This window comes from Microcella alkaliphila, from assembly GCF_002355395.1.
GTDB lineage: Bacteria > Actinomycetota > Actinomycetes > Actinomycetales > Microbacteriaceae > Microcella > Microcella alkaliphila_A.
The window spans coordinates 1,436,122-1,449,888 of the sequence record NZ_AP017315.1 but is presented as its reverse complement, the minus strand read 5'-3'; the positions used below and the strand labels follow the sequence as shown (position 1 = coordinate 1,449,888).

The following is a 13,767-nucleotide window of genomic DNA, read 5'->3' as shown; positions in this document are numbered from 1 at the left end:
GAAGGTCCGACGCTGTCACGGCCGATTCTTGCTACTGGCGTTGCGGTGATGCCCCCTGACGGGCTTGCCATTTCGGGTGTGGGGCGGCACCCACGTGGGGATTCGTCCGGGCGCAAGGCTGTCGGGTGCGGGTCTGTTCAGCGCGTAGTCCAGTTGAGCCTCATCGAACGCGACCGACATTTCGCCGATTTCGTCGCGGTCGATGCCAACGTCTTCGGCGATTTTCTGCCACTGGGATACGGCGTGACCGACCCGGTGAAGTGTTTCGTTGGCTTCGTCTTCGGTGAGGGAGAAATATCCGCGCGAATCGAACAGGTTCCGCAGGTCACGTGCGCGGGGGTCGTCGTCGTCGTCGATCGGTCGCGACGTGATGATCCCCGTTGAGCGCGAGGGGTTCACATCGAACACGGGCGACAGCGTCCATCCTTCGCGGCCGCGGAGCAGTCCGTGGTTTCGCCAGTGATCGTCGACGTTGTTGATGAGGACGGTCAGCGCTATCCGCCCGTATAGCTCCCGAAGGTCTTCGCGTGAGGTCAGTGTCGCAATCGTGTCGGCGTAATCGACGTAAGTCCGATGCTGCTGGTTGTGTTCGCCGAGGCCAAGTGCTGTGGCCGCCGACATGTATCCGTAGCGCCGCTCGGCGTCGTCACGGTCGAAGCGTTCGGTGATAAGCACTGACTTCGCTGGCCCGACGCGTCGCAGCGTGAATGCAGGGGTGTGGAGGTGGGCCTTGGATGCGATGGTGAGCGCGACCGCTTCCCACGCTTCGACGTCGATGTTGCCGTCTTTGGAGTGCGGTAGTTTCGCGATCGCGAGACGACCCGCGTCGGTGATCACGTTCGCTTTGGGGCGGGCCCCGCCGGGGCTTGTGGCGATGCCGGAGAGGTAGGCGACGTCGTCGTCAGTTGCGGCGTTTCGTTCGTATCGTTCGGCGGCCGCGATGACCTTTGAGAGTGCGTGCATGTTCGCAACACCCGAATCCTCCGACAGCCAAACGGTTCCGCCTGCAGTTTGGAATCGAAGTGATCCAATCCGTGTCCGATCGGACACTCCCAGGAGGTAGTCGAACGCGCCGAGGCGGCGAGGGCGGCTGGGATCGGTCTTGCGCAGCATGGCGTTGTTCGCATCGATGATGCGCTGTCCCCACTCGTCCGGGGCAGCGTCGTTGAACGCGCCAAACATCGTTCGGGATTCGTCAGTGTAGGTTCGCGCGGTTCGCAGCGGCAGCTCGGGCGAGATTTCGTAGCTGCCGGGGTGTTTGAGGTAGTCCGACGAGTAAGCGAACGACGCGCCGGCGAGCGTGTGAGCACCCATGAATGACGGCTCGAGCGTTCCTGCGAAAACGGGAGCGTCGTCGATGCCGTCGATGTAGACGCGGACAGCGGTCATAGTTTCTTCCCGGCGGCGAGCATTCTGTCGATTCGCGCGCGTGCGGCTTCAGACTCGTACGGGTTGCTAGCTGCAACGACACGATCTGCGATACCGAGCGCGGTCAGCACGGCCACGACAGAGTCGAGGCGAGGACTTCCCACGCCCCGCTCGATGTTCCGCAGCGTCTCTCGGGTGATGAATGCGCGCTCGGCCAACTCCGCGGCGGTCATCCCGTTGACCTTCCGCCATCGACGAATGTTTTCGCCTAAGTCCCGAAGTTGCCGCTGCTGACGCGGCGAGACTCGCTGAACCACACCTTCACCCCCAACTGACTGATAGCTGTCACTGCCAGACTAGACCAAAATGGCAGGTTTAGCTATCAAATTGGCTATGCGCGGCATCGTTCCTCACTGCAACCCCGCACCGTCACCACGCCAACCGCAGTTCCTCTTTCGTCAACGTCCGCACGTCGAGCGTGTCGGCGTCGAGGAACGCGATGTTGCCGTGGCGGCGTTCGTTGGTGAGGGCGAGCGTGCGGACGGGACCGTGGTCGGTGTCGACGTCGCCGATCTCGTGTACGTGGGTGTGGCCGTGTACGTGCAGGAGAGGTCGCACGGCGGCGCGCACGGCATCAATCTGCCGGGCGGAAGCGTGCACGTAGGCGGCGTCCTCTGGGGCGTCTTCGCCGTTTCTACGGTCGAGGACGGCCGCGACCGCGGGCAGCACGGTGGTGGGGACGTCGTGGGTGACGAGCAGGTCTGCCGATCCCCCGCCGACGGCCGCTGCCACCTCGGCGTCCGTGGCGATTTCCTGCGGCCACCAGATCGGATGCTTCGACCGTTGCGTGCGCCGCCACGCGCGGTCGTGACTGGCGGCGCCGCCGAAGCTGACCGCGGTGCGGTCCCCGACGGTGAACCGGAATCCGCGAGGCAGGAACGTCACCCATTCCGACACGCGCGCGACGTCGCCGCGGCCGAACGGCGCCTCGAGCTGATCCCAGTCGTCATGGTTGCCCGGGGTCACCCACAGGCGAAGCCCTGTGCGTTCAGCCCAGTAGTCGACCGCGTCGAGGTACGTGTCCGCCGGCCACAGCCCGAAGTCTCCGACATGGAGGACGTCCCTCACCTCAGCGTCAGCGCGACGAATCGAAGCCAGCACGGACTGCACCCACACGCGTGAGCCGTGCCAGTCGCCCGCAACCGCGACGCGGGACGGGAGGGCGAGAGAGTCCATGACGGGACTGTGCGCGGCGCGGGCGCGAGCACAGGCCGGAACGGGCAATCCGGGCGCGGATTCTCAACTCAGTTGAGATCGCTATCCACTTAGTTGAGACACAGCGACAACGCATCACGCGTTGCGGCCAGCGCCAGTGCCGCGTCGCCGGTGCCGCGTAGTCTGCCGATTGTGACCGAACTGACCAGCCGTGAGCGATCCGTCAAGCTCGCTGCCGAGAACGAGGGGCGACGTTTCGCCGACGCTGCGATCGCGGCCGGCGACTGGGATGACGAGGACGGCGCCATCGCCGGCCGAATGGTGGAGACGGCGCGGCGGCTCGCGGACGGCGCCTACTTCCGAACCGGCACGTGGCTGGCGGCGGCGATCGTCGCGTTCATGGCGGCGTTCCTGGTGCCGGATCTCGGGTGGCTGGTTGCGCTCACGGCAGTGGCACTCGGCGTGGTGTGGATCGTGCTCACCGTTCGCCGCGCCAAGGCGGTTCCCGCCCTGTACGAGAAGGCGTACTACTGGGGTATGGCGAGCGTGCGCGAGCACTTCGCGGCACGCCTTGAGCAGCTGCAAACCGAACGTCGTGTGGAGCGGGAGGCGGAGCAGGCCCGGCTTCGCGCTCTTCGCGAAGCGCATCTGGCGGAACGTCGCCGCGCTGCGGAAGCTGCCGGTGTCGCCGTCGGTGATCTGAGGGGCCCGGAGCCGCAACCGTTCGGGGTGTCGCCGCAGGGCGCCGAGCGGCTTGTCGCGCAGTGGATGCGGTCGCTTGGCGATGTCACCGCGGACGTCACGCAGTACACGTCCGATGGCGGCATCGACGTCGCCTCCCAGGATTACATCGCCCAGGTGAAGCACTACACCGGCATGGTTGGCGTCGGCGAGGTCCGCGAACTTGCCGGCGTCGCCTCTACCGATCACCGCACGGCATTGTTCTTCACGTCGACCGGATACGCCGCCGGCGCGATCGAGTTCGCCGACAGAGCTGGCGTCGCCCTGTTCGTCTACAGCGCCGAAGAAGGCACCCTGCGGCCGGTCAACGAGCTCGCAGCTCAGTTCTACGCATCGGGGCTCTGACCTCGATCACGCCGCGGTGACGCGCCGCTTCCCGCGAATGGAGCGACCCCAGGGGTTCTCGGCGCGTTCTTTGGCGCGCGCGGTCATCGCGGCGATCGCGACCGTGCGGGCGGCCTCGAGTTCGGCTTCGGCGAGCACAACAGCTGCGGCGGCCTCCTCCGGGGTGGGAGGTTCGGGCCGAACCGCTGCTTTGCGGTTCTCGTCGATGAACTCGGTGATCTGGTCGGGGGTGACCATCACCTTGCGGCCGATGCGGACACAGCCGAGCTCCTTGTCCGCGATCAGTTTCCGCAGCGTCGTCGCGTGAACCCGCAACCGGCCGGCGGCTTCGTCGACGGTGAGCAGCATCGGGCTGTCGTCGAGAGTGGTGTCGGTCATACCCGGGTCTATGCGCGGATGTTCCGGCAGCCGGGATGGCGGTCACCGCGGCGGGCGCCTCGGGGCGCGCCGACGCCTTTGCGGCGCGGGGAATGTCACCGTCGCGGCGTAGGCTGGAAGATGAGCGTCGATACCCCCAGGGGGATGCCGATTTTGTGTGATGGCCGTGTGGTACGTGCCACAAAAGTGTTGCAAAACTAGGTTTCGGACACCTTCAGCGCCTCACAAAAACCGCGGAATTACGCGGATTTTGGGTGCGACACGCCGGTCAAATGTGGGTTCGAGTCCCACGGCCGGTACTCACAACACCCCCTAGTAGTACTTGGTTAGGTTCTTGTTAATGGTCCTGCGGACTGTTAACCTCACGGCGTGCGGGCGGATGAGATCGAGCGGGTGCGGGCTGAGCTGGACAACTTCGTGGGCGACGTGTTCGCGTCGCTGGCGCGGAAGGATCAGCGGGCCAAGGGCGGCCTGTATCTCCAGGGGCTGATGCTCGAGGGGCGGCGCAAGTCGATGCAGCCGATGGGCGACCGGCTTGGAATCGATTACCAGCAGTTGCAGCAGTTCGTGTCCTCGTCGCCGTGGCCGGTCGAGCCGGTGCGTCGCCTGCTGGCCCGCAAGGCGGTCTCCGTGATCGGGCCGGAGGCGTGGGTGGTCGATGACACCGGGTTCGTCAAGGACGGCCCTGCCTCGCCGGGGGTCGCAAGGCAGTACTCCGGCACGCTCGGGAAGATCGGGAACGTGCAGATCGGTGTCTCGATCCACGCGGTCACCGACCAGGCATCGTGCCCGCTGGACTGGCGGTTGTTCCTGCCCGAGGCGTGGGACGACACCTGCTCGGACACCAACGAACACGCCGCGCAGGTCGCGGCCCGGCGGATCAAGGCGCAGATCCCCGACACGCTCCGGCACCGCCCGAAATGGGAGCTGGCGCTGGAGATGATCGACGAAGCCGCGACCTGGGGGCTCACACCGCCGGTGATGGTCGGCGATGCCGGGTACGGCGAGATCGGCTACTTCCGCACCGGGCTCACCGAACGGGAGATCCCGTACGTGGTGCAGGTGAAGTCATCCACCAGCCTCCACGACGCTGACGCCCGGTTCGAGATGCCCGCACCGACCGGGAAGAAGGGCCGGCCGTTCAGCATCGCGAGCTACCAGACCGCCCCGGTCCAAGCGAAGACCTACGCCCAGGGCCTGCCCGCAGACGCGTTCGAGAACGCGTCCTGGCGGCAAGGCTCCAAAGGGACCATGACCAGCCGATTCGCCGCGTCTCGGGTCCGTCCCGCGAACCGGAACCTCCCCAAGAACCCCGACGGATCACTGCCCGACTGCTGGCTACTCGTCGAATGGCCCGACGACGCCGCCGAGCCGACCGACTACCGGCTCTCCACCCTCCCAGAGGACACCCCGATCGCCGAGCTGGTCCGGCTCGGGAAGATCCGCTGGCGCATCGAGCACGACTACCGCGAACTCAAACACGGCCTCGGCCTGGACCACTTCGAAGGCCGCACCTTCCCCGGCTGGCACCACCACGTCACCCTCGTCACCGCCGCGCACCTGTTCATCACACTCCAGCGCCTCACCGCCGACCCAAAAGCCCGCGGGGCAGCCTGACGTTCTACGAGACTCTCCGCGAACTCCAAACCGCGGTCATCCGTCTCATGTCATGCTGCCCCTACTGTCAACGAGCCGGACCAACCTAACCAAGTACTACTAGGGGTGAGAATCAGCCGCTCGGCTCGTCCGTGCTTCGGCCAAACACGCCGTGCGCGAGCAACGCTACCCCCGCCATGAGGACGAAATATGCGCCAATCTGCGCCACCCACCCCAGGGCAGAGTCCATGGCGACAAGGGGCCGAATCGCGTCGTTTTGGCGCAGCACGAGCCACGCCACGAAGACGCCGACGAGAACGACTCCCCCGCCCACGGACACAATTCGGAGGGTGACGGCACGTCGCGAACGGATCGGAGACATCCTCAAACCCTATCGAGCACTCAGCCACCGCGCCGCGGGAGTGCACAGACGTCACGACAACGGCCCCGACCGCGCCTGATGGCGCTGATCGGGGCCGTGTCGTGTTGCGGGATGCGCGCGGCGGCTACTCGACGCTCGCGCCGGCCAGCCACGCCGGCAGCTCAGTGCCGATCGTGTCACCGACGGTGTGCACCCGGATGTCGTTCGTGCCGCCCGGGATTCCGGGAGGCGAACCCGAGATCACAACGACCTTATCGCCCTTCACCGCGAGGTTGTTGCCGAGCAGCGCCTCGTCGACCTGGCGGTACATCGCGTCGGTGTGGGTGACGCGCTTGACGAGGAACGACTCGATGCCCCAGGTCAGCGCCATGCGACGCTGAATGGCCGCGTCGGGCGTGAACGCCTTCATGGGAATGCGGAAACGCAGGCGGCTCATGCGGCGAGCCGAGTCTCCCGACTCGGTGAACACGCACACGTACTTCGCCTCGACGAAGTCGGCCACCTCGGCGGCGGCAAGCGTAATCACCCCACCCTGGGTGCGCGGCTTCGTACCAAGCGGCGGGATGCGCTCGAGGCCGTGCTCCTCCGTCGAATCGACGATGCGGGCCATGGTCGACACCGTGATCACCGGGAACTCGCCCACGCTGGTCTCGCCCGAGAGCATGACGGCGTCGGCGCCGTCGAGCACCGCGTTCGCGACGTCGGAGGTCTCGGCGCGCGTCGGAATGGGGCTCGAGATCATCGACTCGAGCATCTGGGTAGCGACGATGACCGGCTTCGCCATGCGGCGGGCGAGCTCGACGGCGCGCTTCTGCACGATCGGCACCGCCTCGAGCGGCAACTCGACCCCGAGGTCACCACGGGCGACCATGATGCCGTCGAAAGCGTCGACAATGCCCTCGAGCGCGTCGACCGCCTGCGGCTTCTCGATCTTCGCGATGACGGGGATGCGGCGCCCCTCCTCGGTCATGATCTCGTGCACGCGCGTGATGTCGTCGGCGTTGCGCACGAAGGACAGCGCGATGTAGTCGGCGCCCAGCTTGAGGCCCCAGCGCAGGTCGTCTTCGTCCTTCTCTGACAGCGCGGGCACGTTGACCGCGACACCGGGCAGGTTGATGCCCTTGTTGTTCGACACGGGGCCGGCGACGACGACCTCGGTGCGCACGCGCACACCGTCGGTGTCGATCACGCGCACCTTGACCTTGCCGTCGTCGATCAGCAGGAAGTCGCCCGGCTTCACGTCGTCAGGGAGGCCCTTGAAAGTCGTCCCGACGAGCTCTTTCGTGCCCTCGACCTCTTCGGTCGTGATCGTGAAGATGTCGCCCTCGGCCAGTTCGTGCGGGCCGTTCGCGAACTTGCCCAGGCGGATCTTCGGACCCTGCAGGTCGACGAGGACCGCAACCGCGCGGCCCGCGTCGGCCGCGGCCTGGCGCACGTTGCGGTAGACCTCTTCGTGCACGGCGTAGGTGCCGTGGCTGAGGTTCATGCGGGCGACGTTGACGCCCGCCTCGATGATGGCGCGAATGTTCTCGTAGCTCGACGTCGCCGGCCCGAGGGTCGCGACGATCTTTGCTCGTCTCATGGGGTCCTTCAGTGAGTTGGGGTGGTGGTAGACACGGCGGCGAGCCGCCGTGGTGTCAGACCGCGATGGGGCGGTCTGTGGCCCGCACGGGTGCGGGAAGATCGGTGGTGCCCTGCAGGTAGCGGTCGATCTCGGCGGCCGCGGCGCGGCCCTCCGCGATCGCCCACACGATAAGCGACGCACCGCGTCCCGCGTCGCCTGCGACGAAGACGCCCGGCTCGACCGTCGTGTAGTCGGCATCCCGGCGGATCGTGCCGCGCGCATCCACGGGCAGCGGGAACTGTTCCGTGAGCGTCGCGGTCTCGGCTCCCGTGAAGCCGAGCGACAGCAGGACGAGGTCGGCCGGCAGCTCACGCTCGGTGCCCGGCTTCGGCACGCGGCGGCCGTCGACGAAGTCGGTCTCGGCCACCACGACGGCGCGCACCTCGCCCGCGTCGTTCGTGAGGAACTCGACGGTCGAGGCCAGGTACATGCGCTCGCCGCCCTCCTCGTGGGCCGACTGCACCTCGAACAGCGTCGGCTGCATGGGCCACGGCTGGTTCTCGGGGCGCTCGCTCGGCGGTTGCATGCCGATGGCGAGGTTCGTCACGCTGAGCGCGCCCTGGCGGTGGGCGGTGCCGATGCAGTCCGCACCGGTGTCACCACCGCCGAGCACGATGACGTGCTTGCCCTCGGCCGTGATCTGCTCGGCGACGGTGTCGCCGGCCTGCACACGGTTGGCCTGCGTGAGGTACTCCATCGCGAAGTGCACGCCGAGCGCGTCGCGGCCCGGGATGGGAAGGTCCCGCGGAAGCGGCGCGCCCGTGGCGACCAGCACGGCGTCGTAGCGGCGCCGTAGCTCAGCCCAGGTGATGTCGACGCCGATCTCGACGCCGGCGCGGAAGCGCGTGCCCTCGGCCTGCATCTGCGTCAGGCGCTGGTCGAGGTGGCGCTTCTCCATCTTGAAGTCCGGGATGCCGTAGCGCAGCAATCCGCCGATGCGATCGTCCTTCTCGAACACGGCGACCGTGTGTCCGGCGCGCGTGAGCTGCTGGGCGGCAGCGAGCCCCGCTGGGCCGCTTCCGACGACGGCGACGGTCTTGCCGGTGAGTCGCTCGGGCGGAGCGGGCTGCACCCAGCCGTTGTTCCAGGCGTTCTCGATGATCGACGCCTCGACCTGCTTGATCGTCACGGCCGGCTGGTTGATCGCGAGCACACACGACGACTCACACGGCGCCGGGCAGAGCTTGCCGGTGAACTCCGGGAAGTTGTTCGTCGCGTGCAGGCGCTCGATCGCCTGGCGCCCCTCGCCGCGCCACGTCAGGTCGTTCCACTCGGGGATGAGGTTGCCGAGGGGGCACCCCTGGTGGCAGAACGGGATGCCGCAGTCCATGCAGCGCCCCGCCTGGCGGCGGAGCTGCCCGGGGTCGCCCTGCTCGTAGACCTCTTTCCAGTCCATGAGCCGGATCGGCACGGGGCGCCGTGGCGGGAGCTCCCGCTCGGGCACGTTCAGGAATCCGCGGGGGTCAGCCACCGGTCACCTCCAGGATGCGGCCCCACACGATGTCCCCATCGGGGTCGAGGCCTTCGTCGAGCGCCGTCTGGCGCGTAGCCAAGACGGCGGCGTAGTCGCGGGGCAGCACCTTCACGAAGCGGTCAAGCGCGGCGTCGCCGTCCGCGAGGAGACGCTGAGCCAGCGCCGACTCGGTCTCGTCGTGGTGCTTCTTCAACAGCTCGGTCACGAGCGCGCGGTCGTTGTCATCGAGCGCGCCGAGCGTCAACTCGCCGCTCGTCAGGCTGTCGCGGTTCACCCGGTCGTCCGTCAGGTCAAGCACGTAGGCCGTGCCGCCCGACATACCCGCGCCGAGGTTGCGGCCGGTCTCGCCGAGAATGACGGCGACACCGCCCGTCATGTACTCGAGCGCGTGGTCACCCACGCCTTCGACAACGGCCGTCGCCCCCGAGTTGCGGACCAGGAAGCGCTCGCCGACGATTCCGCGAATGAACAGCTCGCCGCTCGTCGCGCCGTAGCCGATCACGTTTCCGGCGATGACGTTGCGCTCGGCGTGGAACACGGCCTCGCGTGCGGGGCGCACGATGACGCGGCCGCCCGACAGGCCCTTACCGACGTAGTCGTTGCTGTCGCCATACAGGCGCAGGGTGATGCCGCGCGGCATGAACGCGCCGAGGCTCTGGCCGGCCGACCCGGTGAGCGTGACGTCGATCGTGTCGGGGGCCAGCCCCTGCTCGCCGTAGCGTGCCGTCACGGCGTTGCCGAGCATCGTGCCGACCGCGCGCTCGGTGTTGCGCACCGGCAGGTCGATGCGCACCGGCTGGCCGTGCTCGAGGGCATCGGTCGACAGGCGAATCAACTGGTTGTCGAAGTGTTCATCGAGCTCGTGATCTTGCCCCACTCGACGCGTGCGCGCCGCGTCGGCCGGGAACACGGGGCCCGAGAGGATCGGGGCGAGATCGAGTCCGTCGGCCTTCCAGTGCCGTACGGCGCGGTCGACGTCGAGGAGTTCGGCGTGCCCGATGGCCTCCTCGAGGCTGCGGAAGCCGAGTTGAGCGAGGTACTCGCGCACCTCCTGAGCCAAGAACTCGAAGAAGTTGATGACGAACTCCGGCGTGCCCGTGAACCGCTTGCGCAGTTCGGGGTTCTGCGTCGCGACGCCGACGGGGCACGTGTCGAGGTGGCAGACCCGCATCAGGATGCACCCGGAGACCACCATGGGAGCGGTCGCGAAACCGTATTCCTCGGCTCCGAGCAGCGCCGCGATGATCACGTCGCGCCCGGTCTTCATCTGGCCGTCGACCTGCACCGTGACGCGCTCACGCAGTTGGTTCAGCATGAGCGTCTGCTGCGCCTCGGCGAGGCCGATCTCCCACGGCGTGCCCGCGTGCTTCAGCGAGTTGAGGGGGCTGGCGCCCGTTCCCCCGTCGTGGCCCGAGATCAGGATCACGTCGCTCTTCGCCTTGGCGACCCCGGCGGCGACCGCACCGATGCCCGACTCGCTCACGAGTTTCACGTGGATGCGCGCCTTCGGGTTCGACCGCTTCAAGTCGAAGATCAACTGCTTGAGGTCTTCAATCGAGTAGATGTCGTGGTGCGGGGGCGGCGAGATGAGGCCGACACCGGGGGTGCCGTGGCGCAGGCGCGCGATCCACGGATACACCTTGTTGGCCGGCAGCTGGCCGCCCTCGCCGGGCTTCGCACCCTGCGCCATCTTGATCTGGATGTCGTCGGCGTTCGTGAGGTACATGCTCGTCACGCCGAAGCGGCCAGAGGCGACCTGCTTTATCGCGCTGCGACGCTCGGGGTCGAGCAGACGCTCGACGTCTTCGCCGCCCTCGCCCGTGTTGCTGCGGCCGCCGATGCGGTTCATCGCGATGGCGAGGGTCTCGTGCATCTCGGGGCTGATGGCGCCCATGCTCATCGCGCCGGTCGTGAAGCGCCGGACGATCGACTCGATCGGCTCGACCTCGTCGAGCGGCACGGGAGCGCGCAGTCCGTCTGTGAAGCGGAACAGCCCGCGCAGCGTCATGAGCTTCTCGGCCTGCTCATCCACCGCCTTCGTGTACTCGCGGAAGATGTCATAGCGGCCGGCCTTCGTCGCGTGCTGCAGCTTGAAGACCGTTTCGGGGTTGAAGAGGTGCGGAGGACCCTCGCGGCGCCACTGGTACTCGCCACCGCTCGGCAGCCGCTCGTGCGGGTTCGACGGCGAGGAGGCCGGGTAGGCCAGGGCGTGCCGGCGCGCGTTCTCTTCGGCGATCGTGTCGATGCCGACCCCGCCGAGGATGCTCGTCGTTCCGGTGAAGTAGCGGTCGACGAACTCTTGGCTGAGCCCGACGGCCTCAAAGGCCTGGGCTCCGGCGTACGAACCGACCGTCGAGATGCCCATCTTCGACATGATCTTCAGCACGCCCTTGCCGAGCGCCTTGATGACGTTCGCCACGGCCTTCTCGGGAGTGATGCCGGTGATCATGCCGCTGCGGACCAGGTTCTCGACCGTCTCCATCGCCAGGTACGGGTTGATGGCCGAGGCGCCGTAGCCGATGAGGAGCGCGACGTGGTGCACCTCGCGCACGTCGCCGGTCTCGACGATCAGGCCCACGCGCATCCGCTTCTCGGTGCGGATGAGATGGTGGTGAACGGCGGCAAGCATCAGCAGCGACGGCACCGGCGCGAGGTCGGCCGTCGAATCGCGGTCGCTCAAGACGATGAACTCGGCGCCGTCGTCGATCGCTTCATCGACCTCGTCGCACATCGCTTGGATGCGCTTTTCGAGCGCGCGGGGCCCCTTGTCGACGCGGTACAGCCCCTTGATCGTTGTCGTCAGGGCGCTGCCGGGCCGTGGGTCGATGTGCTGGATCTTCGCCAGCTCGTCGTTGTCGATGACGGGGAAGTCGAGGGTGACCTGCCGCGCGTGTCGCGGGGTGGCGGCCAACAGGTTGCGCTCGGGTCCGAGGCCGAGCGCCATTGACGTGACGACCTCTTCGCGGATCGAGTCGAGCGGCGGGTTCGTCACCTGGGCGAACTGCTGGGTGAAGTAGTCGAACAGCAGGCGCGGGCGGTCGCTCAACACTGCGATGGGCGTGTCGGAGCCCATCGCGCCGAGCGGCTCGGCGCCGGCCTTCGCCATCGGAGCGAGAAGGACGCGCACCTCTTCCTCCGTGTACCCGAAGGTGCGCTGGCGACGCGTGATCGAGGCCGGGGTGTGCACGATGTGCTCGCGCTCGGGCAGTTGGGAGAGAGCGATGCGGTTGCCCGCGAGCCACTCCCCCCACGGCTCGAGTTCGGCGAGCTCACGCTTGATCTCGTCGTCTTCGATGATGCGGCCCTCGGCCGTGTCGACGAGGAACATGGCGCCCGGGCGCAGACGGCCCTTGCGAACCACGCGGGCAGGGTCGATGTCGAGGACACCGATCTCGCTCGCCAGCACGACCAGGCCGTCGTCGGTGACGAGGAAGCGTCCGGGGCGCAGGCCGTTGCGGTCGAGTGTCGCGCCCACCAGCGAGCCGTCGGTGAACGACAGGGCGGCCGGCCCGTCCCACGGCTCCATGAGCATCGAGTGGTACTCGTAAAAGGCGCGCAGCTTCGGGTCGAGACCCGTCTGGTTCTCCCACGCCTCCGGGATCATCATCATGATCGCGTGCGGCACACTACGACCCCCGAGGCTCAAGAGCTCGACGACCTCGTCGAAGGAGGCCGAGTCGCTCGCGCCGGGCGTCACGATGGGGAACACGTCGCGGAGGTCGCCGAGCAGGTCGCTGACCAGCTGGGACTGGCGGGCGCGCATCCAGTTGCGGTTTCCCTGCACCGTGTTGATCTCGCCGTTGTGCGCGATCATGCGGAACGGCTGGGCGAGGGGCCACGACGGGAAGGTGTTCGTCGAGTAGCGCGAGTGCACGAGCGCGAGCTTCGACGCGAAGCGCTCATCGCTCAGGTCGGGGTAGAACGGCTCCAGCTGGAGGGTGGTGACCATGCCCTTGTAGGTGATGGTGCGGCAGCTCAACGACGGGAAGTAGGCGCCCAGCTCGCGCTCGGCGCGCTTGCGCGTACGGAAGGTCTGACGGTCGAGCGCGATGCCGGACAGCGGCGCCCCGGTCGCGTCGGCTCGGCCAGAGGCCAGGAAGAGCTGCTCGATCGCGGGCATGGCCTCGCGGGCGAGCGCTCCGACCTGGCTCGGGTCCACCGGCACCTCGCGCCAGCCCAGCACCGTCAGGCCCTCTTCGGCGGCGATCGCCTCGATGCCGGACTTCTCGCGCGCGCGCTCGGCGGCGTCGGTCGGAAGGAAGGTGGCGCCGACCGCGTACGCGCCCGCCTCGGGCAGCGTGAAGGGGACGACCGCGCGGAAGAACGCGTCGGGGATCTGCGTCAGGATGCCGGCGCCGTCACCGGTGCCCGCGTCCGAGCCGACGGCACCGCGGTGCTCGAGATTGCGCAGTGCGTCGAGCGCGTTCTGAATGATGTCGTGACCAGCGGTTCCGCGCAGGGTCGCCACCATGGCGAGCCCGCAGGCATCGCGCTCGCGCTCGGGGTCATAGGCACCCTGCTTCTCGGGGATGCTCGAAAATCGGCGATACGGGCTGTGAGTCATGCGCGGACCGTCCTCACATGGGTTGGTGCTGAGGTGCGGGACGTCGCTGGCCCAGGGACTGTGTGCGCGGAATCGCGCGC

Annotated in this window: 10 protein-coding genes; 2 read left to right on the top strand and 8 right to left on the bottom strand. The window is 67.7% G+C overall.

Translation table 11 applies throughout. From position 1 onward, the window contains the following. Window positions 1–15 precede the first annotated feature (15 nt). The 3 genes from CPY97_RS07090 to CPY97_RS07080 all read right to left on the bottom strand — a co-directional run bounded on the left by CPY97_RS07090 (window position 16) and on the right by CPY97_RS07080 (window position 2,604). Window positions 16–1,314 carry a type II toxin-antitoxin system HipA family toxin gene (locus tag CPY97_RS07090; protein ID WP_161494095.1) on the bottom strand — a complete coding sequence of 433 codons (1,299 nt, stop codon included), beginning with the start codon at window positions 1,312–1,314 and terminating at the stop codon, window positions 16–18. 71 nt (window positions 1,315–1,385) lie between these two features. Beyond that, a complete protein-coding gene (locus CPY97_RS07085; RefSeq protein WP_269457815.1) occupies window positions 1,386–1,685 on the bottom strand; it encodes a helix-turn-helix domain-containing protein in 300 nt (99 codons plus the stop codon). 112 nt (window positions 1,686–1,797) lie between these two features. Beyond that, window positions 1,798–2,604: a metallophosphoesterase family protein gene (locus tag CPY97_RS07080; protein ID WP_096421395.1), complete on the bottom strand. Its 807-nt coding sequence runs from the start codon at window positions 2,602–2,604 to the stop codon at window positions 1,798–1,800. 171 nt (window positions 2,605–2,775) lie between these two features. Between CPY97_RS07080 and CPY97_RS07075 the strand changes: the two genes are divergently transcribed. After that, on the top strand, window positions 2,776–3,669 hold the full coding sequence (locus CPY97_RS07075) for a restriction endonuclease (RefSeq protein ID WP_096421394.1): 894 nt from the start codon (window positions 2,776–2,778) through the stop codon (window positions 3,667–3,669). Between the two features lie 6 nt (window positions 3,670–3,675). Here the strand turns inward: CPY97_RS07075 and CPY97_RS07070 are convergent, their stop codons facing one another. After that, window positions 3,676–4,047: a helix-turn-helix domain-containing protein gene (locus tag CPY97_RS07070; RefSeq protein WP_096421393.1), complete on the bottom strand. Its 372-nt coding sequence runs from the start codon at window positions 4,045–4,047 to the stop codon at window positions 3,676–3,678. A 369-nt stretch (window positions 4,048–4,416) separates the two neighbouring features. Between CPY97_RS07070 and CPY97_RS07065 the strand changes: the two genes are divergently transcribed. Beyond that, a complete protein-coding gene (locus tag CPY97_RS07065; protein WP_150129217.1) occupies window positions 4,417–5,664 on the top strand; it encodes an IS701 family transposase in 1,248 nt (415 codons plus the stop codon). Between the two features lie 112 nt (window positions 5,665–5,776). Here CPY97_RS07065 and CPY97_RS07060 read toward each other — a convergent pair whose 3' ends face one another. From CPY97_RS07060 to gltB, 4 genes are all read right to left on the bottom strand, one after another. Continuing rightward, window positions 5,777–6,025, bottom strand: a complete 249-nt coding sequence (locus CPY97_RS07060; protein ID WP_150129216.1) for a hypothetical protein — start codon at window positions 6,023–6,025, stop codon at window positions 5,777–5,779. Window positions 6,026–6,149: 124 nt separating this feature from the next. After that, entirely contained in the window at window positions 6,150–7,607 is a 1,458-nt protein-coding gene (pyk, locus tag CPY97_RS07055; protein ID WP_096421390.1) for a pyruvate kinase, read from the bottom strand. A 55-nt stretch (window positions 7,608–7,662) separates the two neighbouring features. Then, on the bottom strand, window positions 7,663–9,120 hold the full coding sequence (locus CPY97_RS07050) for a glutamate synthase subunit beta (RefSeq protein WP_096421389.1): 1,458 nt from the start codon (window positions 9,118–9,120) through the stop codon (window positions 7,663–7,665). After that, the gene (gene gltB, locus CPY97_RS07045; RefSeq protein ID WP_096421388.1) at window positions 9,113–13,687 is read right to left on the bottom strand and encodes a glutamate synthase large subunit; all 4,575 of its coding nucleotides are present in this window, start codon (window positions 13,685–13,687) and stop codon (window positions 9,113–9,115) included. The genes CPY97_RS07050 and gltB overlap by 8 nt, the downstream gene beginning before the upstream one ends. Window positions 13,688–13,767 lie beyond the last annotated feature (80 nt).